Source organism: Psychrobacillus sp. FSL H8-0483 (assembly GCF_038637725.1).
Lineage (GTDB): Bacteria > Bacillota > Bacilli > Bacillales_A > Planococcaceae > Psychrobacillus.
On sequence record NZ_CP152052.1, the window covers coordinates 2,993,291 to 3,011,235 of the forward strand.

A 17,945-nucleotide genomic window follows, 5' to 3' on the forward strand; every position below is an offset into this window, starting at 1 on the left:
AATAATACAAAAAGGGATGCCCTAAAGCCGTTTTTAAACGGCATTTATGGCATCCCTTTATTCTTCATAATCATCATGGAAATTTGAGATAGATGATCCAGGAAAAAGTGCAGAAAACTCCGTTGCTTTTTCTTTATCCACATTGTATAAAGTAATTTCAGAGCCATAATGACCTATTTCTAATCGTTCATCACCATTCACGTGAAAAAACATTGTAAACCATTTTAAACCACCCCTCGGATCTATAGAATAATTACAGAAGAAAAGGCGATTATCTTCGCTTAAATTGATCGTAAATACTTTCATTAAACCTTCATTTATTACGTTTACTGCCCTTGCTCCTAATTCATCCACTACTTCCTGCTCTTCCATCCAACAATGTATTATTAATTCAGTAAATTCAGCAGTGTATTGTTCCCATAAATTTTTCCAAAAACTAGTATCAACTGGACATGAAGACTTTCCTTCTACACTACTCGATTCAATTGTAATGGTAATATTGCCCATTAACTAAACCCCTTTCTGCATTTTCATCCACACACATGCATCCTTCACCACTTGGCGGTTCACTTTGCTCGGGAAGAAATGTGTAAATTCAGGGTAATACCATGTTTCTACTACTTTGTTATTCCTTAATAATGCTTCTTCTAAGGCTTGAGCATGCTCAAATGAAACATTTGTATCCTGCAGTCCATGAATTATAAGTGTGGATGCGTGGATTTCCTCGATGAGCGCAAGAGCATTTCTGATTTCATATTCGTCTACCCGATTGGCCGGTGTACCACCAATAACTCGCTTCATCATTCTTCTCATATCTTGTCTTTCCTCATACGTTAAGAAAATATCCGATACTCCCGCCCAGGTTACAATGCTCGTAATATCTTTCCGCAATATCGCAGTCCAAAGAGCCATGATCCCTCCCCGAGAAAAAGCAAATAAATGAATGCGACTTGGTAGACAAAACTGCTTTAGAACATCCACTGCATAAACGGCATCCCAGCGATCTTCCCCACCAAATTCGTCCCTACCTTCTCCTCCGCGATTTCCTCGGTAGTATGGCGCAAAGACAATGAAACCTTCGTATGCAATTTGAGCAATACGAGCAGGTCGAACCATCCCTATGCTTTGCATGCCTCCTCTACAATATAATATCCCTTCATACTTACCTTCCTTTTTAGGTGTTGCGAGTAATCCTTTCACTCTTAACCCACATGACCAATATGTAATTTCAGTTAAGCGGATATGTGGATTAGGAGATGGATAGACACGAACTTTCTCAATTTCTCCATTTTCCTTCATACGTACTCACCTTTTCTAAGATTACTTTCATTCCATCATCCTTCATATGAAAACTTAAGTTATTACAACGTAATAATTCATCTGTCGATAACCATACTGCGCCCTCTGTTTCAAAATTCGTATCTTCATTATTAATATTGCCAACATGTGCAATAAAAACCGCCTTACAAAAAGGTTTCTTATCATATACAAGGTATTCAGCGAACCACTCTACATGACGAATTGCCACATTCGTCTCTTCTAGCGTTTCTCTTATAGCAGCTGCTTCAAGTGTTTCATGCGCCTCCACTTTCCCGCCTGGAAACTCAATTCCTCGTTTCGGATGCTTCGTTAATAACCATTTGTCGTTGTGTTTCGCTAGCACTAGCACATGCATTGGTTTGATAGGAAATGTGCCTTTTTCAAATGATAATTCCACATGTAGGTCATTTAAATCTTGGAAAGAAACCATGCTCTCATCCTCCCTTTATGTTGTTTATAAAAAGTGTAACATACGTAAAAGTAGATTAAAGAATAATATTCCAATACACGAGCATAATTCCAATATCAGCGAGACAATGACTAATAATGGATGCGGTAATAGAATTTAATAGGAAGCGAAAAATCCCCCACATTATGCCTGCAAGAAATACTGGAATAACTGCCAATGCATTGAATGGAAAACTAAAAATCTCTATGACAACCATAAGATGATACAAGCTATAAAAAAAAGAAGTAATTACAATAGTTTTTACACTTCCCATTTTAGGAAAAATTCGATTGTATATAAACTCTCTCCAATAAAACTCCTCCAATATAGGATTGATAAGAATTAATACTAATATAAGCAATATAACCTTTCGACCTATAAAGTCCCATTCTATAAGCTGACTGCGTAATTGCGCTATATCTAAAACAGACGATTGATAAATAGTGACGAAGCCATAAATCGCCAATAAACAAATTAACCCGCTACTAATCCCCACAACAATTGACCTTTTGGAAAAAAGAAGTTGGATAGGATACCTAAACTCTTTGTTCCAATAAGAAACTATAAGGGGAATAAACAATAACCATCCGTAAAAAAGAAAAAAGGTTATCGTGACATTATCTAAAATTGGTAGACCTACGAATATCATGGCAGTAGGTGCTATTAATAAAATAATTTGTCTTATCATAATTTCTCCTACTTTTCGATTTTTGGTGTATGTTAAATCTTATTAAATGGCTCTGTTATACAATTATGTAGTTAACTGCTCAAAATCCACTCGCTTTCTGCAGACGAACCGCTAAGCCTATTATAAACTAGAAAGCGCATTGCGCACTTTAAGTGCAAAACCTGTTTTGCATCGTTTTCGAAGGTCTTTAAGACGGATATTGCTATATCATTACCGATTGATTTTTTAGAGAGGCTGGTCGTGACTGACGTCACGACCAGCCTCTCTTTTCTCGGTAATCTTATGGCGTTTGTCTTTCCGTCGCCTTCCTTCAACAGTACGAATAAGGTTAAGATCTTTTTGGATAATGAGTGAAAAGATGCTTTCCAACTCATAAAGGAAGCACCCGAAGATGCAATTTCGGGTGCTCTAGTGCTCCTCTATACAATAGTGCTAACTATTTTTTAGTCATATACTCTTTTACCAGTAGAAGAAAATTAGCAGAAATGCTCTTCTTAAAGATTCTTGCTAGCAAACAGGTCCATCCCCTCTACCTTACCTTGTATACAATCCACTACATTATGATTGATTTGATTGTAGCGGAAATCAACAGTAGTATTGAATCGATCTTTTTCTCCAAAATATCTGAAACACTGGAATTATGGAGCGGAAAATTATATACTTTCTTATTCTTTTGAAAAAAGACTTAGCAATAATGCTAAGTCTTTACTTTTACTTAATCCTTTTCTTGATCTAATTTGTAGTGTCCATTTCCTTCTTCTCTATTTTGTGCAATATTTACTTTTGTTTTGATTTGAGGGGATTGCTTTAATAAAGGAGCGACATTACGATAATTTGAGTTCTCGTTTCCTTTTCGGTTAATGTTTTTACTCAACGAATTCCATCCTCCTTTCTTGGAAATATGGTAGTTGCTCGATAAATAATCTGGATTCAGGATTGCAAAATTCATGAATCAACGCGTATACTTTTTTCATTCTTATGTCGTATTGATCATTTTCTTTATCTAGATGATAAGGCTTGATTGGAATATGTGCTCGCCAAAAATCTTTTATTTCTACAACATTTAGTTGGTCGAAAAGTTTGTCAAACACAGGAATAATTTCCTGGTTTGCGTTTATTTCAAATTCCCAAGGAGATTCATCGGGATAAGCATACACCTTTCGATGGACAACAGATACGTACACTTTGCTTACTGTCATTATTTTCACATCCTTTTAACGTAGTATGTGTAAAAAGTAAAAAAGCATGCACCCAGAAAATTGGGGCATACTTTTTTTACAATTAAGCTTGAACGTCTACAACCGATCCTTTATAAGGATGCGATGCTTGAGGCATATCTTCTAAAAGTTGTACTGCAGCAACCGTTTCCATATTTAGTGCGTTTTGCAACACACTCATTTGAACAGTTTGTTGTAGCTGCATTAACTGAGAAGACATAATGGAATTAATGTCCATAGTCATTCCTCCTTCTTACATGCATATTATCGGCTAATCTAACAATTTATTAATTCTTAGATAATACTTCGTCCCAGTTAACTGTTCCATCTTTCACTTTTTCACGAAGTTCTTTGTTCATTATATCTTTCGGTTTACTACCATTCGGCCAATCTTTATCATGATTTTTCCATTCTGGTCGATCCTGAGATAATATATAAGCTGCTAAATCTGCAGAATCTTGATCTGTTAATGTACCTTCTCCACCAGCTGGCATATTATTTTTTATATACCCTGCCATTTTTGAAATACGTGCAAGTCCCGCTCCATCATTGAAAGAATTATCACCCCATAAAGCAGGGCCAGTATTTGGACCAGTCCCAGCTCCGTCTCCAGCATGACAAGCTATGCATGATTGCTGATATAGCTCTTCTCCACTTGAAACACTTGGAGTGGGCACGTCATCCATAGAATTTGTATTTCTCCATGGGATATCGGCTCCAACTGGAATTCCTTCTGAAATATAAGTAAAATATGCTACCATTGCTTTTAACTCTTCGCTATTTGCCTCAAATTTTTCTCCATTCATACTTCTTACCATACACCCATTAATACGATCTTCTATTGTCACAATTTTTCCTGAGCGTTCTATATATTGTGGATAAACAGCTGTGACTCCAACGAGTGAAGATGAATTTTGATCTAATCCAGCTCCTGCATGACAACTTGTACATGATAAATTATTTCCTACATAAGGATCTGCCACAGAATATGTTTCATTCACCAAGTCGTAACCATAAGTAATAGCTTCCCCCAATGGGCCTTCTGGTACGTCTTCCATACTTGGTGGGTTATAAGCAAGAACCTCTTTGCTAGATTCACCGTTTGAGGATGCTACTTGCTGTTCGGGTATTTCTACGCTCATTTTGTCTGTTAGCATCACAGCTCCTATGATTGTTCCTATAAACAATAACCCCAATGCAATTCCTATTCCGTTATTCATGCTTATCTCTCCTTTCATTGCTTAATTCAAGCATAACAAAAGAGAGTGTACTCAGATGTGACTTATATCACAAATAGACCAACAATTACATTAATTGTTGGTCTTTTGACTTATTTGTTTGAATCACCTAAAAATGCATTTAGCATCCACTGATGTTTTTCTATCTTTTGATAAATTGCATTTAACAAATCTTCCGTCATATCATCTTCATCTTTTGCAGCCTCATCCATCCCTTTTTTAAGTGATTTCATAATTAGATCAAAGTCTTTTACGACTATTTCAACCATTTTATCTGCAGTTTCTTTATTGTTCGCTTCCTTAACTTCGGAAAGCTCTAAGTGTTCTTGTAAGGTTGCTACTGGATTTGCTCCTAAAGTTAATAAGCGCTCCGCAATTTCATCCATATTTAACGTCGCTTCATTATAAAGTTCTTCAAATTTTGCATGTAAGGTAAAGAAAGATGATCCTTTCACATACCAATGAAAATTGTGCAACTTTGTATACATAACGGACCATGTTGCCACTTGCTTGTTTAATTCATTATTTAATGCTGTCGACATAAAGTTGTCACTCTCCCTCGAATAATAGTTGCTTTCACTTTTCATATTCCTTTTAATTTCATACAATAAACATAATGAAACTTATACTGGAGTGAAGCAATATGGTATTTTGGATTTTAGGCGCTGCAATATTACTGAGTATTTTTGGCTTTACATTTTTATATAAATTGGCAATGAATGAAAAACCAGCGAAAATTGACCCGAAACCTAAGGACCTGGATATATAAATGAAGCATATTATTATAAGTATTTTTCGCTTTTATCAGAAGTTTATTTCTCCTTTGTCCCCTCCCAGCTGCCGCTTTTATCCTACATGCTCCCATTACGGGGTGGAAGCTGTTCAAAAACATGGTGCACTTAAAGGAAGTTATTTAACCGTTAGAAGAATATCTAAATGCCATCCATTTCATGAAGGTGGAGTAGATCCAGTCCCAGAAGAATGGCCTTTGAAGAAAAAATAAATCAAAGGCTATTTTTTCTTGCCTTTTTACACAAACTACTGTAAGCTAATATAGTTCTCTGTTTTTAAAACGTAATCATTACTATTTAGAAAGGTGAGTTTATATGAAACGTGTTACTTTAGTGTGCTTAATATTCTTTTTAATATTCCTTGCGGCTTGTGGAAATAAAGAAGAATCTATAAATGAAGAAGAAAATGATCTCCAAATTTATACAACCGTATACCCTTTACAATATTTTGCAGAGCGTATAGGTGGTGAAGAGGTAACTGTATCTTCTATCTATCCTGCTGGAGCAAATGAACATACATTTGAGCCAACTCAAAAAGATATGATTGCATTAGCAGATGCAGATTTATTTTTCTACATAGGATTGGGACTTGAAGGATTTGTGGAAAATGCTAAAAAAACATTAGCGGATGAACAAGTGAAAATGATTGCTACGATTGATGAAGTTTCGGATGATCAATTAGAAGCAAGTTCCCATGATGAGCATGAAGGCGAAGAAGAGATGCATGATGAAGCAACGGAAGAACATCAGGACAGCAGTCACGATGGACACGACCATGGCAAAATAGATCCACATGTATGGATGTCTCCGAAAATTAGTCAAAGCCTTGCTTTGTCTATTAAAAACTCTCTTATAGAGGCTGCTCCAGATCAAAAAGAGACGTTTGAAAAAAACTACCAATCTTTAATCGCTGAACTTCAACAACTAGATGCTAACTTTGAAGAAATGGCCCATAATGCGACTAATAAGACATTCTTCGTATCACATGCCGCTTTTGGTTACATCGCTAATACGTATGGGTTAGAGCAAGTAGCGGTGGCAGGTCTTAATTCGCAAGATGAACCCTCTCAAAAAGAATTAACAAAAATTATTGATTTAGCAAAAGAAAAAAATATAGAGTACATTTTATTTGAACAAAATGTATCTTCTAAACTAACAGAAGTGATTCAACAAGAGGTTGGCGCGAAAAGCTTAGTTCTTCATAACTTGGGCGTGCTTTCACAAGAAGATATTACTAATGAGGAAACGTATTTTACTCTAATGAATAAAAATCTTGAAACATTAGAAACTGTATTAAAATGACACAAAGACACTTAGAACTCTAAGTGTCTTTTATATGTTTGAAAAATTCTCTTCTCATCAATTTGTTCGATGCATTTCTAGGAAGCTGCTCCACAAAATAATAAGCAACAGGTTGTTTATAAGAAGCAATTTGTGTCTTCATAAAAGCTTTCAATTCCTCTTCCCCAGTATCTTTCTTTAAAACAACAAATGCTACAGGTACTTGCCCCCACTTGTCATCCGACCTTCCAGCAACACCTGCTTCTTGCACCGCTGGATGTTTAACTAATGCTTGCTCTACTTCTGCTGGATATATATTCTCACCACCAGAAATAATTAAGTCAGAACGACGATCCAAAACAAATAAATAACCTTCCCCATCTATATACCCCATATCTCCTGTATGGAGCCAACCATCAACTAATGGATTTCTTAGTTCAGAAGCACCAATATACCCTGTTGTCACATGAGGCCCTTTAATACAAATTTCTCCGATATTTTCTTCCCCATCAATACGCACATCGGCAAAAAATAGCGGTTTACCTGCAGAACCTAATTTCCGAATAGCATCTTCGCTGGATAGTGTCGTGGTTTGGGAGGAAGTTTCCGTCATTCCGTATGTTTGTAACACTGGAATATTTCGTTTAATTGCTCTCTCTAAATAATTTAATGGAACCGGTCCTCCACCAACGAGCATGGATTTAAATGTATTTGGGAAGGATAGATTTTTCGTTTCAAGTACTGTAATAATTCTTTCAAGTGTTACTGCAACGACGGACATTCCCGTGACAGTACCACTTAAAATGTCCTCTACAACTTTTTCTGCATCAAACTTTGTATGAAGATGGACAGTCATTCCGTATAGCACAGAACGCATTAAAATGGAAAAGCCACTAATATGAAATAACGGCATTGTACATAACCAGCAATCATGTGGCTGTACACCTAAATTTAGTGCAGAACCAGACGCACTCATCACATGATTTTCAAGTGATTGTCGAACACCTTTCGGATTACCTGTCGTTCCTGACGTATACATGATCGTAATGGTACGATCTTTTGGCCACTCTTTTTCCATTTCAAAAGCAGTTTGTTCAGCAAGATGTACATCTTCAAAAGAAAGCCTTTTTGGGTATGCTAAATTTCTTATTTCAAAAGAATCTACTAATAAATAATCAGCATTACTATCTTGCAATTGATAGCTCAGCTCTCCCTCTGTCAGTCTTTCATTTAGCATCACTAACTCACAACCAAGCTGGATGCAACCATGTAATACAACCACTAGCTGAGGATTGGATGATGCTAAAATAGCAACTCTCATTCCTGGTAAAATGCCTTTTGTTCGAAGCTTTTCTGCAAATACATTCGCTTCTGTATAAACTTGCGCAAATGTCCATTCTTTCTCATAAAAGCGTAAGGCAATTCGATTGGGTGTTAAACTTGCACGTTTCAATAATAGATTAGGATACATTGGATACCATTATCTCCTTTAGAAAAAGAAGCTGCCCTAAAGAAGGACAGCTTCATTAATATCAAATTGCCTTGGCATATTTGCTTTCAGATTTTGCATCGTGCTAAATCACGGAAAACGTGGGAATTGACCGAAATCAGGTTTACGTTTTTCTTTAAATGCGTCGCGGCCTTCTTTTGCTTCTTCAGTTGTGTAATAAAGAAGTGTAGCATCTCCAGCCATTTGTTGAAGACCAGCCAATCCGTCTGTATCCGCATTCATCGCTGCTTTTAAGAAACGAAGTGCAGTTGGGCTCATCTCTAGCATTTCCTCACACCATTGAACCGTTTCGTCTTCTAATTGTGCGTATGGAACCACTGTATTTACTAAGCCCATATCAAGTGCTTGCTGTGCATCGTATTGGCGACATAAGAACCAAATTTCACGCGCTTTTTTATGTCCAACAATACGTGCTAAATAACCAGAACCATATCCAGCATCAAACGAACCAACTTTAGGACCTGTTTGTCCAAATTTTGCATTGTCCGCAGCAATGGTTAAATCACAAACAACGTGAAGAACATGTCCGCCACCAATTGCATAGCCAGCTACCATCGCCACAACAGGCTTAGGAATAACACGGATCAATCTTTGTAAATCTAATACGTTTAAACGAGGAATTTCATCTTCCCCTACATAACCACCATGTCCACGTACTTTTTGATCCCCACCTGAACAGAATGCATGCTCACCTTCACCAGTTAAAATAATTGCTCCGATCGATTGATCATCGCGAGCACGAGAGAAAGCATCAATTAGCTCCATCACTGTTTTTGGTCGAAATGCATTTCGCACTTCTGGACGGTTAATCGTTACTTTTGCAATACCATTATAAAACTCATACTTAATGTCTTCATATGTACGTAATGTTGTCCATTCACGAGTCATCATTCATCCTCCTTCAAAATTATATCCTTTACTATTGTAGCAAACAATTCGGCATTTTCCACATGAATTGCATGTCCCACATCATTAACTTGCTTATGATGACAATTTGGTAATAGTTTTTGCATTTCTTTTGCTATGTCATAAAATTTTTGGTCTAACTCTCCAGTAATTAAAATCGTTGGATTCTTGATATTCACTAGCTTGTCCCAATAAGAAGGTTGCACGCCTGTACTAAAGCCTCTCAAACTATTGGAGAACCCAACTTCGGATCCCGCAAGTCTTTCTGCTCGTATTTTTTGCTGTTTTTCGAGTGATAAGCTTTTTTGTGAATGAAACAAAGGAATACCTTCCCAAAAATCTACAAAAGAGACAATTCCATCGTTTGTAATTCTTTCTGCAAGCAACTCATCTGCACGCTTTCTTTTTACTCGCTCATCTTCACTTGCTAGACCTGGAGAACTACTCTCCAAAATTAACTTGTCCACGGGATATTTAGTAGCATAGGCGAGCGCTAATCTACCTCCCATAGAGTAGCCTATAAGTGTAAAATTACTCCACTTCAGTTGTAGTAATAATTCATGTAGCGCTTCTATTTGTTCTTCCGTAGTATATGGTTTAATCAGCTCCGGCTTAGATGATTGCCCATGTCCGACTAGATCAACTGTTAGCACTTCCACTGTTGCAGGAAGATACGTTATTACTTCGTTCCATGTATCACTAGATCCAGTAAACCCATGAAGAAATATAACTTTTTCTTTTGCTCCAATATTATATCTTTTTATATGCATATTTATATTATGAACATTTACATTCATGCTCTCCAAATCGAGTCTAACTCCTTAGAAATGGCAGACCATAGTTTTCGATGCGTTTCCGTATTTACTTGCCTATTCGTAAACACTTCTATAATACGCACATCTTTTGTTTTCGTCTGATTCAAAGCATGTTTAAATGCTTCTTTTGTATGAACCGCATCATATTGAGCATCGTACATAGCTGCAATATGCGAAAATTCAAGACCTGTTGGAGTTCCGAATAAATGCTCAAAATAATTTTTCTCAGTAGATTGAGGTAAATAAGAGAAGATACCTCCCCCATCATTATTCATCACAACAATGGTTATATTAGTTTGCTGGAATCTACTTACGATTAGACCATTCACATCATGTACAAAAGCTAAATCACCAATAAGTAAAAAACTTTGACGACCGGTAGCTGCTTGTACACCCAATGCAGTTGAAACAACCCCATCTATTCCGTTTGTTCCTCTATTTGCATATATTTGAATATCTTTGGATGTTTTATTGAAAAATGTATCTACATCGCGAATTGGCATGCTACTACTTGCAAATAAATCCGCACCGTTTGGTAACGATTCGAATAATGTACCTGCAAGTGCCCCTTCATCCTCTTCCATTTCTAAATAAGCTTGGATATGTGTCGTAGCAATTTCATTCGCTTTCGACCAATTTTCTAAGTAAATAGAAGTTTGCTTATCTTGGATTGGAATCCATAAAGATGTTGCTCCTACTTGAACATGATGCGTCACAATATGAAGAGAATCACGGAAAATCGGACTTTCATCTACTGCTATAAACACGGTTGGTTTACATGCTTTTAAAAATTGTGTGAGCGGTTTTGAAACTGGCTGTGCTCCAAATCGAACGACAACATCCGGAACAACACTTTCTTTAAATGAACTCTCTTTTAACAGCGCATCATATTGATCAATACATAAATGCATACAATCTTCCGGAACGGAGCTACGTAAATTTGATAATGGATCTGCCAATACCGGCCATTGAACCGTCTTAACAAATTCCCAAAAACCTTCCGTTGTATGAAGTGAATCACCAACTATAAATAAACCCTTCTCTTCTTTTTGCAATATACCCTTATACCAATGAATAAACTCTTCCCCTGGTATAAGCTGCCCCATTTCCACCTTACTAACTTGTAATGCAGAATGGTGCTGATCCATATTGATAAGTAGGGGCTCTCGAAATGGCACATTAATATGAACTGGACCCATAGGGGAAGCAATTGATGTAGAAACAGCACGATGGATATGACGTTCTATAAAAGGTAAACTTTCTTCATTATCCTCCGGAATTGGAAAATCGACAGACCACTTTACATGTTTTCCAAACAGATGGATTTGATCAATCGCTTGAGGTGCTCCTACTTCACGTAACTCATGTGGGCGATCAGCTGTAACAACAAGTAATGGAACCCGCGCATAATAAGCTTCCACTATAGCAGGAAAGAAATTGGCGGCAGCTGTTCCCGATGTACACAATAAAACAACTGGCGTTTTTTTTGCTTTTGCTATTCCTAATGCGAAAAAACCAGCTGAACGTTCATCAATTTGACGATAAAATTGAAAACCTTCGCTTTTTGCAAATGCATATGCTAATGGTGTAGATCTAGAGCCTGGACATATGACCACATCTTCTACACCTGTTCTTTTTATTGTTTCTACAAATTGATTGACATAAGACGTCAAATACTCCATATTATTCATTCATATTTCCTCCAAGTGTTCGGAGCATTGGTCGAAACTTCACTCTTGTTTCTTCAAATTCCTCTAACGAGGAGGATTCCGCAACTATTCCTCCGCCCGCAAACAAATAAGCATGTTGATTTTCTAGTAATGCAGAGCGAATTCCAACTGCAAATTCTCCGTCGCCTTCTGCATTAATCCAACCAATTGGTGCTGCGTAATACCCACGATTCATCTGTTCCGATTCTCTAATAATAGCTACTGCCTCTCTCCGAGGTTCTCCACCTAGTGCAGGTGTAGGATGCAAAGATTCTACAAACTCAAACAAGGAAGCTTCTTTTTTTATTTTCCCTTCAATAGGAGTAAATAAATGCTGAATATCTCTTACTTTCATTAGTTTTGGTCTAGATGGAATTTTTACATCTTCGCAATATTGGTTAAATACTTTCCGTATCATATCCACTACAAATTGATGTTCCCCTAAGTTTTTACGATCGGAAAGTAGAGTATCCCCAAGTTCTTTATCTTCCATGGAATTTTTTCCGCGTCTAACAGAACCAGCAAGACCTGCTGATTGAACATGTCCATTTTCTACTTTTACTAATCGCTCTGGTGTTGCACCAAAAAAGATTTTATCATCTTTTTCTAACCCAAATAAATAACTTTCTGGTTGCTCCATTGATGCATTATAAATAGCTGTTGAGGAAGCAAATGTATCATCGAACGTCAGCTTTAACGATCGGCCAATTACTACTTTATTTACTACATTGTTTCGAATTTGACTCGTAACTTCTTCCACCGCTTGCAAATATTCATCTTTCAATCGATCTTCTCTTCCGATTAAACTAGGTTTTGCATGGACCTTAAGTTCTTTTACTTGTGCAGTGTGTATTAAGGCATCACGTTCCATACGTAATCGTTCAAATGCTTCTGAACTCTCTTCTTCATCTGTAATATAATGAATACTTACATAAGCTTGTTCATTTTTGATCACCAGCTGAAATGTTGATACAACAAAAAAACTAGAAGGAAATGTATCCCATTCAGAAGCAATCTTATTTTTTGGATCAAAGGAAAAGCCCCCAAAAAGGATTGGCGATACATCCACTTTCTCTTTTAACGAGGTTTGACATATCTTTTTCCATTTAGTTGCAATGTCACTATATCGTGTATCTTCTAATTCATTCGAGAAAATATGAGCATGTCCTAATCCAACTAAAGTAAAAGTCTTCTCTTTATTTTGCCAGAAAAAACGTTTTCCTTTATAAGATTCGTCCCCCGCCTCAAAAAATGCATGTGCGGACAATCTAGATACTTCTATTGTTTCTGTATAAAAACGTAATGTTGTTTTCATTTGACCGGTGGTTTTCGGCATAAATATGACCTCCGTAAATATAACTTGCTGATTAATTTATCTATTAAAATACTCTACCTTTAATCATACCTCTTTCTACACTTTTCGGCACACATTTAGCAACAAATATGTGCTAAAATTGAGGTTGATTCTTTTAAAGGAGAGAAAAAACCTATGTCACATGAACTTCAAGCCGATAAGGGTTGGCGGATTTGGTGGAAATTAACAAGACCTCATACATTAACGGCTTCATTTGCTCCCGTATTTTTAGGAACAATGATTGCTCTTTACGACACCAATATTAACTGGCTATTATTTTTAGCTATGTTATTTGCTTGTTTGCTTATCCAGGCTGCTACAAATATGTTTAATGAATACTACGACTTTGCTCGCGGTCTAGACAGTGAAGAGTCGGTCGGTATTGGCGGTGCAATCGTTCGAAACGGCGTTAAACCGAAAACAGTCATGCAATTAGCATTATTACTATACGGAGTTGCAGCATTACTAGGTATCTATATTTGCTACGAGTCTTCCTGGATGTTACTAGTTGTAGGAGCGGTTAGTATGCTAATAGGATATTTATATACAGGTGGACCATACCCGATAGCATATACTCCGTTTGGGGAGCTATTTAGTGGTGTAGTCATGGGAATGTTAATTGTTCTTATATCAACATTCATTCAAGTTGGTACAATCCCTTACTCAGCCATTTTAATCTCCATACCAAGTGCATTGCTTGTAGCAGCTATCATGCTTTCTAACAATATTCGAGATTTAGTGGAAGATAAGGAAGGTGGCAGAAAAACTATGGCAATTCTTGTCGGAAGAAAAAATGCCATTAAGGTTTTGGCTTCCTTCTTTATCATTTCCTACCTTTGGATTGTAGGTTTAGTCTTGATGCAAGTTGTTACTCCATTTGCTTTACTCGTACTGTTAAGTATAAAAAAACCAATGCATGCAATAAAACTATTTAAAGAAAAAGAAAACCCTCTAGAGGTCGGGCTTGCAATGAAAGATACTGCCCTCACAAATACTATTTTTGTTTTCTTACTTGGAATAGGCTTACTTATAGGGTACTTCATCTAAGAAGAACACTAAAAATGCTAGGAAGGTATATACCTTCCTAGCATTTTTATTTTGCGGTAGAATCCGCGCAGTCGAGAAGGCTTGTCGATACGGCCGTAAAGCATGCGAATTCAACCAAATAACAACAATGTAGTTTAACAGCGACAATTTATATGTAAGACAAATCTACTTCGGGTTATAGTCATTTTAAGCTTAGGGAAGGTTTTCGTATTTAATAGGGCTAGCACGCTTTCTACTGACCTCACTTGCTCCATTTATTATCACGAATACATCATTTCAAGGCTGGTACTGCAATCGCCTTGTTAATCAGTGCATTCATTAAGACATTTACTGGTGGAATAATTATTAAATTTCCTTCTTAAATGGTGAATTAATAGAGTTCGTGCTGTTATTTCATATCTTTCTTTCCTCCACAAAAAAAGTTTTTCCAAGTAGAGTAAGTTAAAAAGAAATCAACTACTGAAGAAAGATAGTAAATAAACATCCATACTTTTCTACAAAAAAAAAGATAATCAAATGAATGATTATCTTTTTCTTTAAAATGATGACCCCTACGGGATTCGAACCCGTGTTACCGCCGTGAAAGGGCGGTGTCTTAACCGCTTGACCAAGGGGCCAAATATATGGCGGAGAAGGAGGGATTTGAACCCTCGCGCCGGTTACCCGACCTACACCCTTAGCAGGGGCGCCTCTTCAGCCACTTGAGTACTTCCCCATATGATTCGAAATGGAATCCTTGGCCTCACACTTATGAAGCGTGCACTCTAACTAACTGTGCATAGACCAATTAATTTAAGCGGGTGAAGAGAATCGAACTCTCATCATCAGCTTGGAAGGCTGAGGTTTTACCACTAAACTACACCCGCATTATTATGGTGGCTCAGGACGGAATCGAACCGCCGACACAAGGATTTTCAGTCCTTTGCTCTACCGACTGAGCTACTGAGCCACATATGTATTTTTTTAAAAAATGGCGGTCCCGACCGGGATCGAACCGGCGATCTCCTGCGTGACAGGCAGGCATGTTAACCGCTACACCACGGGACCATTTGGTTGCGGGGACAGGATTTGAACCTGTGACCTTCGGGTTATGAGCCCGACGAGCTACCGAACTGCTCCACCCCGCGACAATATTATACTTGCAGTTTAAGTTTTACTACGCTCGAAGAAAGTTGGACACCTGCTTCGGCTTTGCCTGCATCGGTGTTAATCGTCATCTTCGTTTGACGATTTGCTCCACCCGCGACAATAATATTTAGTGTTATTTCAAAATGAATATACTAAACTATTTTTTAAGTGTTTCATCAACAAACAATAAGTTGTAAATGGAGGAGGAAGAGGGATTCGAACCCCCGCGCGGTATGACCCGCCTGTCGGTTTTCAAGACCGATCCCTTCAGCCAGACTTGGGTATTCCTCCGTATTATTGTGTTTATAATAGCTGTATGACCTAAATCTATAAATAAAATCCATTAGCCATACTAGCTATTTGGAAGTAAAAAAGTAATCAAGCAAGTGATTACTTTCCACTTAAAAATATGACCCCTACGGGATTCGAACCCGTGTTACCGCCGTGAAAGGGCGGTGTCTTAACCGCTTGACCAAGGGGCCAACATATGGCGGAGAAGGAGGGATTTGAACCCTCGCGCCGGTTGCCCGACCTACACCCTTAGCAGGGGCGCCTCTTCAGCCACTTGAGTACTTCCCCATATGGCTCCGAAGGTAGGACTCGAACCTACGACCAATCGATTAACAGTCGATTGCTCTACCACTGAGCTACTTCGGAATAATGGTGGGCCTAAATGGACTCGAACCATCGACCTCACGCTTATCAGGCGTGCGCTCTAACCAGCTGAGCTATAGGCCCATTATTTGGAGCGGGTGAAGAGAATCGAACTCTCATCATCAGCTTGGAAGGCTGAGGTTTTACCACTAAACTACACCCGCATTACTATGGTGGCTCAGGACGGAATCGAACCGCCGACACAAGGATTTTCAGTCCTTTGCTCTACCGACTGAGCTACTGAGCCACATATGTATTTTTTAAAAAAATGGCGGTCCCGACCGGGATCGAACCGGCGATCTCCTGCGTGACAGGCAGGCATGTTAACCGCTACACCACGGGACCATTTGGTTGCGGGGACAGGATTTGAACCTGTGACCTTCGGGTTATGAGCCCGACGAGCTACCGAACTGCTCCACCCCGCGACAATATTATTATTAAGACAATCTTTTTCTTAATCCCACTAACAACAAGTTAAAATGGAGGAGGAAGAGGGATTCGAACCCCCGCGCGGTATGACCCGCCTGTCGGTTTTCAAGACCGATCCCTTCAGCCAGACTTGGGTATTCCTCCGTAATTATTGTGTTGGTGGACCTTGCAGGACTCGAACCTGCGACCGGACGGTTATGAGCCGTCTGCTCTAACCAACTGAGCTAAAGGTCCTTAAGATGGCGGCAGAGGGAGTCGAACCCACGACCTTTCGGGTATGAACCGAATGCTCTAGCCAGCTGAGCTACGCCGCCATGATATTTTTTATAATTTAATATTATTTGGTGGAGCCTAGCGGGATCGAACCGCTGACCTCCTGCGTGCAAGGCAGGCGCTCTCCCAGCTGAGCTAAGGCCCCAAATGTAATAATAACTGGTCGGGAAGACAGGATTCGAACCTGCGACCCCTTGGTCCCAAACCAAGTGCTCTACCAAGCTGAGCTACTTCCCGATATATATGGCGCGCCCGGCAGGAGTCGAACCCACAACCTTCTGATCCGTAGTCAGACGCTCTATCCAATTGAGCTACGGGCGCTTAAATTCTTTTTTAAAAAATGGTGCCGAGGACCGGAATCGAACCGGTACGGTAGTCACCTACCGCAGGATTTTAAGTCCTGTGCGTCTGCCAGTTCCGCCACCCCGGCACTTAAATGAATCTTTGGAGCGGAAGACGAGGTTCGAACTCGCGACCCCCACCTTGGCAAGGTGGTGTTCTACCACTGAACTACTTCCGCTCGGTTATTAAATTAAATGGTGCGGGTGAAGGGAGTCGAACCCCCACGCCTTGCGGCGCTAGATCCTAAGTCTAGTGCGTCTGCCAGTTCCGCCACACCCGCATACATAATTCACTTAAAAGTGATGAGCCATGTAGGATTCGAACCTACGACCCTCTGATTAAAAGTCAGATGCTCTACCAACTGAGCTAATGGCTCGAAAAAAATGGTGCCGGAGAAAGGACTTGAACCCTCAACCTACTGATTACAAGTCAGTTGCTCTACCAGTTGAGCTACTCCGGCAGGAGTAAATATATGGTGGAGGATGACGGGCTCGAACCGCCGACCCTCTGCTTGTAAGGCAGATGCTCTCCCAGCTGAGCTAATCCTCCTGGGTAATATAATTCATAACAAGTTACTATTATGTACTTATCGCAAGCCCAGCGACGTCCTACTCTTGCAGGGGGAAACCCCCAACTACCATTGGCGCTGAAGAGCTTAACTTCCGTGTTCGGTATGGGAACGGGTGTGACCTCTTCGCCATCATCACTAGACTTGAATAATTAATGAAAGACAAGTTTTATTATAACAACTGTGTAGAAAATTACAAGTGTTTTTTTAAAAAAATTATTCTTTCA

18 protein-coding genes, 27 tRNA genes and 1 rRNA gene are annotated in these 17,945 nt (G+C 38.8%); 4 read left to right on the forward strand and 42 right to left on the reverse strand.

Annotated elements, in window-relative coordinates:
- Nucleotides 1–57: 57 nt before the first annotated feature.
- The 9 genes from MHB48_RS14295 to MHB48_RS14335 all read right to left on the reverse strand — a co-directional run bounded on the left by MHB48_RS14295 (nt 58) and on the right by MHB48_RS14335 (nt 5,453).
- A complete protein-coding gene (locus MHB48_RS14295) occupies nt 58–507 on the reverse strand; it encodes a hypothetical protein (RefSeq protein ID WP_342598676.1) in 450 nt (149 codons plus the stop codon).
- Between the two features lie 3 nt (nt 508–510).
- Nucleotides 511–1,299 carry a prolyl oligopeptidase family serine peptidase gene (locus tag MHB48_RS14300; protein ID WP_342598677.1) on the reverse strand — a complete coding sequence of 263 codons (789 nt, stop codon included), beginning with the start codon at nt 1,297–1,299 and terminating at the stop codon, nt 511–513.
- Entirely contained in the window at nt 1,277–1,750 is a 474-nt protein-coding gene (locus MHB48_RS14305; RefSeq protein ID WP_342598678.1) for an NUDIX domain-containing protein, read from the reverse strand. Before MHB48_RS14305 ends, MHB48_RS14300 begins: the two co-directional genes overlap by 23 nt.
- 55 nt (nt 1,751–1,805) lie before the next feature.
- Nucleotides 1,806–2,456 (reverse strand): type II CAAX endopeptidase family protein, encoded by a 651-nt coding sequence (locus tag MHB48_RS14310; protein ID WP_342598679.1) that lies wholly within the window; start codon nt 2,454–2,456, stop codon nt 1,806–1,808.
- Nucleotides 2,457–3,171: 715 nt separating this feature from the next.
- Complete coding sequence (locus tag MHB48_RS14315) at nt 3,172–3,330, reverse strand: hypothetical protein (RefSeq protein ID WP_342598680.1); 159 nt, start codon at nt 3,328–3,330, stop codon at nt 3,172–3,174.
- Nucleotides 3,323–3,655: a transposase gene (locus MHB48_RS14320; protein WP_342598681.1), complete on the reverse strand. Its 333-nt coding sequence runs from the start codon at nt 3,653–3,655 to the stop codon at nt 3,323–3,325. Before MHB48_RS14320 ends, MHB48_RS14315 begins: the two co-directional genes overlap by 8 nt.
- Before the next feature lie 82 nt (nt 3,656–3,737).
- Entirely contained in the window at nt 3,738–3,911 is a 174-nt protein-coding gene (locus MHB48_RS14325; protein WP_340922485.1) for a putative motility protein, read from the reverse strand.
- A gap of 49 nt (nt 3,912–3,960) precedes the next feature.
- Nucleotides 3,961–4,893: a c-type cytochrome gene (locus MHB48_RS14330; RefSeq protein WP_342598682.1), complete on the reverse strand. Its 933-nt coding sequence runs from the start codon at nt 4,891–4,893 to the stop codon at nt 3,961–3,963.
- A 110-nt stretch (nt 4,894–5,003) separates the two neighbouring features.
- Nucleotides 5,004–5,453: a DNA starvation/stationary phase protection protein gene (locus tag MHB48_RS14335; protein WP_342598683.1), complete on the reverse strand. Its 450-nt coding sequence runs from the start codon at nt 5,451–5,453 to the stop codon at nt 5,004–5,006.
- A 101-nt stretch (nt 5,454–5,554) separates the two neighbouring features.
- Between MHB48_RS14335 and MHB48_RS14340 the strand changes: the two genes are divergently transcribed.
- From MHB48_RS14340 to MHB48_RS14350, 3 genes are all read left to right on the forward strand, one after another.
- Nucleotides 5,555–5,680 carry a hypothetical protein gene (locus MHB48_RS14340; RefSeq protein WP_342598684.1) on the forward strand — a complete coding sequence of 42 codons (126 nt, stop codon included), beginning with the start codon at nt 5,555–5,557 and terminating at the stop codon, nt 5,678–5,680.
- Nucleotides 5,681–5,914 carry a membrane protein insertion efficiency factor YidD gene (gene yidD, locus MHB48_RS14345; RefSeq protein ID WP_342598685.1) on the forward strand — a complete coding sequence of 78 codons (234 nt, stop codon included), beginning with the start codon at nt 5,681–5,683 and terminating at the stop codon, nt 5,912–5,914. It begins immediately after the preceding gene.
- Nucleotides 5,915–6,017: 103 nt separating this feature from the next.
- Nucleotides 6,018–7,004, forward strand: coding sequence for a zinc ABC transporter substrate-binding protein (locus tag MHB48_RS14350; protein WP_342598686.1), 987 nt, complete (start codon nt 6,018–6,020; stop codon nt 7,002–7,004).
- Between the two features lie 19 nt (nt 7,005–7,023).
- On the opposite strand, the gene MHB48_RS14355 is transcribed toward MHB48_RS14350, so the two are convergent.
- The 5 genes from MHB48_RS14355 to MHB48_RS14375 all read right to left on the reverse strand — a co-directional run bounded on the left by MHB48_RS14355 (nt 7,024) and on the right by MHB48_RS14375 (nt 13,259).
- Nucleotides 7,024–8,454 (reverse strand): o-succinylbenzoate--CoA ligase, encoded by a 1,431-nt coding sequence (locus MHB48_RS14355; protein ID WP_342598687.1) that lies wholly within the window; start codon nt 8,452–8,454, stop codon nt 7,024–7,026.
- A 108-nt stretch (nt 8,455–8,562) separates the two neighbouring features.
- Nucleotides 8,563–9,381, reverse strand: coding sequence for a 1,4-dihydroxy-2-naphthoyl-CoA synthase (menB, locus tag MHB48_RS14360; protein WP_340925264.1), 819 nt, complete (start codon nt 9,379–9,381; stop codon nt 8,563–8,565).
- Nucleotides 9,381–10,196 (reverse strand): 2-succinyl-6-hydroxy-2,4-cyclohexadiene-1-carboxylate synthase, encoded by an 816-nt coding sequence (gene menH / locus MHB48_RS14365; RefSeq protein WP_342601396.1) that lies wholly within the window; start codon nt 10,194–10,196, stop codon nt 9,381–9,383. The genes menB and menH overlap by 1 nt, the downstream gene beginning before the upstream one ends.
- Nucleotides 10,193–11,905 carry a 2-succinyl-5-enolpyruvyl-6-hydroxy-3-cyclohexene-1-carboxylic-acid synthase gene (gene menD / locus MHB48_RS14370; RefSeq protein WP_342598688.1) on the reverse strand — a complete coding sequence of 571 codons (1,713 nt, stop codon included), beginning with the start codon at nt 11,903–11,905 and terminating at the stop codon, nt 10,193–10,195. The genes menH and menD overlap by 4 nt, the downstream gene beginning before the upstream one ends.
- Nucleotides 11,898–13,259 (reverse strand): isochorismate synthase, encoded by a 1,362-nt coding sequence (locus MHB48_RS14375; RefSeq protein WP_342598689.1) that lies wholly within the window; start codon nt 13,257–13,259, stop codon nt 11,898–11,900. The genes menD and MHB48_RS14375 overlap by 8 nt, the downstream gene beginning before the upstream one ends.
- A 153-nt stretch (nt 13,260–13,412) precedes the next feature.
- On the opposite strand from MHB48_RS14375, the gene MHB48_RS14380 reads away from it, so the two are divergent.
- The gene (locus MHB48_RS14380; protein ID WP_342598690.1) at nt 13,413–14,324 is read left to right on the forward strand and encodes a 1,4-dihydroxy-2-naphthoate polyprenyltransferase; all 912 of its coding nucleotides are present in this window, start codon (nt 13,413–13,415) and stop codon (nt 14,322–14,324) included.
- A 545-nt stretch (nt 14,325–14,869) separates the two neighbouring features.
- On the opposite strand, the gene MHB48_RS14385 is transcribed toward MHB48_RS14380, so the two are convergent.
- The 28 genes from MHB48_RS14385 to rrf all read right to left on the reverse strand — a co-directional run bounded on the left by MHB48_RS14385 (nt 14,870) and on the right by rrf (nt 17,861).
- Nucleotides 14,870–14,941, reverse strand: a tRNA-Glu gene (locus MHB48_RS14385).
- Nucleotides 14,942–14,948: 7 nt separating this feature from the next.
- Nucleotides 14,949–15,039 (reverse strand) — tRNA-Ser (locus tag MHB48_RS14390).
- 80 nt (nt 15,040–15,119) lie between these two features.
- Nucleotides 15,120–15,190, reverse strand: a tRNA-Gly gene (locus MHB48_RS14395).
- A 7-nt stretch (nt 15,191–15,197) separates the two neighbouring features.
- Nucleotides 15,198–15,273: transfer RNA gene (locus tag MHB48_RS14400), tRNA-Phe, on the reverse strand.
- Nucleotides 15,274–15,295: 22 nt separating this feature from the next.
- Nucleotides 15,296–15,371 (reverse strand) — tRNA-Asp (locus tag MHB48_RS14405).
- A 3-nt stretch (nt 15,372–15,374) separates the two neighbouring features.
- Nucleotides 15,375–15,451 (reverse strand) — tRNA-Met (locus MHB48_RS14410).
- Nucleotides 15,452–15,650: 199 nt separating this feature from the next.
- Nucleotides 15,651–15,743 (reverse strand) — tRNA-Ser (locus tag MHB48_RS14415).
- 119 nt (nt 15,744–15,862) lie between these two features.
- Nucleotides 15,863–15,934, reverse strand: a tRNA-Glu gene (locus tag MHB48_RS14420).
- A gap of 6 nt (nt 15,935–15,940) precedes the next feature.
- Nucleotides 15,941–16,031 (reverse strand) — tRNA-Ser (locus MHB48_RS14425).
- Between the two features lie 3 nt (nt 16,032–16,034).
- A tRNA-Asn gene (locus tag MHB48_RS14430) sits at nt 16,035–16,109 on the reverse strand.
- 4 nt (nt 16,110–16,113) lie between these two features.
- Nucleotides 16,114–16,190: transfer RNA gene (locus MHB48_RS14435), tRNA-Ile, on the reverse strand.
- Between the two features lie 6 nt (nt 16,191–16,196).
- Nucleotides 16,197–16,270, reverse strand: a tRNA-Gly gene (locus MHB48_RS14440).
- Nucleotides 16,271–16,277: 7 nt separating this feature from the next.
- A tRNA-Phe gene (locus tag MHB48_RS14445) sits at nt 16,278–16,353 on the reverse strand.
- A gap of 22 nt (nt 16,354–16,375) precedes the next feature.
- Nucleotides 16,376–16,451: transfer RNA gene (locus tag MHB48_RS14450), tRNA-Asp, on the reverse strand.
- 3 nt (nt 16,452–16,454) lie between these two features.
- Nucleotides 16,455–16,531, reverse strand: a tRNA-Met gene (locus tag MHB48_RS14455).
- A 55-nt stretch (nt 16,532–16,586) separates the two neighbouring features.
- A tRNA-Ser gene (locus tag MHB48_RS14460) sits at nt 16,587–16,679 on the reverse strand.
- A 13-nt stretch (nt 16,680–16,692) separates the two neighbouring features.
- Nucleotides 16,693–16,769: transfer RNA gene (locus MHB48_RS14465), tRNA-Ile, on the reverse strand.
- Nucleotides 16,770–16,775: 6 nt separating this feature from the next.
- Nucleotides 16,776–16,849 (reverse strand) — tRNA-Met (locus MHB48_RS14470).
- Nucleotides 16,850–16,877: 28 nt separating this feature from the next.
- Nucleotides 16,878–16,953, reverse strand: a tRNA-Ala gene (locus MHB48_RS14475).
- A gap of 15 nt (nt 16,954–16,968) precedes the next feature.
- Nucleotides 16,969–17,045, reverse strand: a tRNA-Pro gene (locus MHB48_RS14480).
- A 7-nt stretch (nt 17,046–17,052) separates the two neighbouring features.
- A tRNA-Arg gene (locus MHB48_RS14485) sits at nt 17,053–17,129 on the reverse strand.
- 20 nt (nt 17,130–17,149) lie between these two features.
- A tRNA-Leu gene (locus MHB48_RS14490) sits at nt 17,150–17,238 on the reverse strand.
- Nucleotides 17,239–17,253: 15 nt separating this feature from the next.
- Nucleotides 17,254–17,328 (reverse strand) — tRNA-Gly (locus tag MHB48_RS14495).
- A gap of 17 nt (nt 17,329–17,345) precedes the next feature.
- A tRNA-Leu gene (locus tag MHB48_RS14500) sits at nt 17,346–17,430 on the reverse strand.
- Nucleotides 17,431–17,453: 23 nt separating this feature from the next.
- Nucleotides 17,454–17,526: transfer RNA gene (locus tag MHB48_RS14505), tRNA-Lys, on the reverse strand.
- An 8-nt stretch (nt 17,527–17,534) separates the two neighbouring features.
- Nucleotides 17,535–17,610 (reverse strand) — tRNA-Thr (locus MHB48_RS14510).
- A 13-nt stretch (nt 17,611–17,623) separates the two neighbouring features.
- A tRNA-Val gene (locus MHB48_RS14515) sits at nt 17,624–17,699 on the reverse strand.
- Between the two features lie 46 nt (nt 17,700–17,745).
- Nucleotides 17,746–17,861 (reverse strand): 5S ribosomal RNA (gene rrf / locus MHB48_RS14520).
- Nucleotides 17,862–17,945: the final 84 nt, after the last annotated feature.

Coding starts and splice junctions, on each gene's coding strand:
- MHB48_RS14295 (WP_342598676.1), bottom strand. CDS start 507: ATGGGCAATATTACCATTACAATTGAATCGAGTAGTGTAGAAGGAAAG.
- MHB48_RS14300 (WP_342598677.1), bottom strand. CDS start 1,299: ATGAAGGAAAATGGAGAAATTGAGAAAGTTCGTGTCTATCCATCTCCT.
- MHB48_RS14305 (WP_342598678.1), bottom strand. CDS start 1,750: ATGGTTTCTTTCCAAGATTTAAATGACCTACATGTGGAATTATCATTT.
- MHB48_RS14310 (WP_342598679.1), bottom strand. CDS start 2,456: ATGATAAGACAAATTATTTTATTAATAGCACCTACTGCCATGATATTC.
- MHB48_RS14320 (WP_342598681.1), bottom strand. CDS start 3,655: ATGACAGTAAGCAAAGTGTACGTATCTGTTGTCCATCGAAAGGTGTAT.
- MHB48_RS14325 (WP_340922485.1), bottom strand. CDS start 3,911: ATGGACATTAATTCCATTATGTCTTCTCAGTTAATGCAGCTACAACAA.
- MHB48_RS14330 (WP_342598682.1), bottom strand. CDS start 4,893: ATGAATAACGGAATAGGAATTGCATTGGGGTTATTGTTTATAGGAACA.
- MHB48_RS14335 (WP_342598683.1), bottom strand. CDS start 5,453: ATGTCGACAGCATTAAATAATGAATTAAACAAGCAAGTGGCAACATGG.
- MHB48_RS14340 (WP_342598684.1), top strand. CDS start 5,555: ATGGTATTTTGGATTTTAGGCGCTGCAATATTACTGAGTATTTTTGGC.
- yidD (WP_342598685.1), top strand. CDS start 5,681: ATGAAGCATATTATTATAAGTATTTTTCGCTTTTATCAGAAGTTTATT.
- MHB48_RS14350 (WP_342598686.1), top strand. CDS start 6,018: ATGAAACGTGTTACTTTAGTGTGCTTAATATTCTTTTTAATATTCCTT.
- MHB48_RS14355 (WP_342598687.1), bottom strand. CDS start 8,454: ATGTATCCTAATCTATTATTGAAACGTGCAAGTTTAACACCCAATCGA.
- menB (WP_340925264.1), bottom strand. CDS start 9,381: ATGACTCGTGAATGGACAACATTACGTACATATGAAGACATTAAGTAT.
- menH (WP_342601396.1), bottom strand. CDS start 10,196: ATGAATGTAAATGTTCATAATATAAATATGCATATAAAAAGATATAAT.
- menD (WP_342598688.1), bottom strand. CDS start 11,905: ATGAATAATATGGAGTATTTGACGTCTTATGTCAATCAATTTGTAGAA.
- MHB48_RS14375 (WP_342598689.1), bottom strand. CDS start 13,259: ATGCCGAAAACCACCGGTCAAATGAAAACAACATTACGTTTTTATACA.
- MHB48_RS14380 (WP_342598690.1), top strand. CDS start 13,413: ATGTCACATGAACTTCAAGCCGATAAGGGTTGGCGGATTTGGTGGAAA.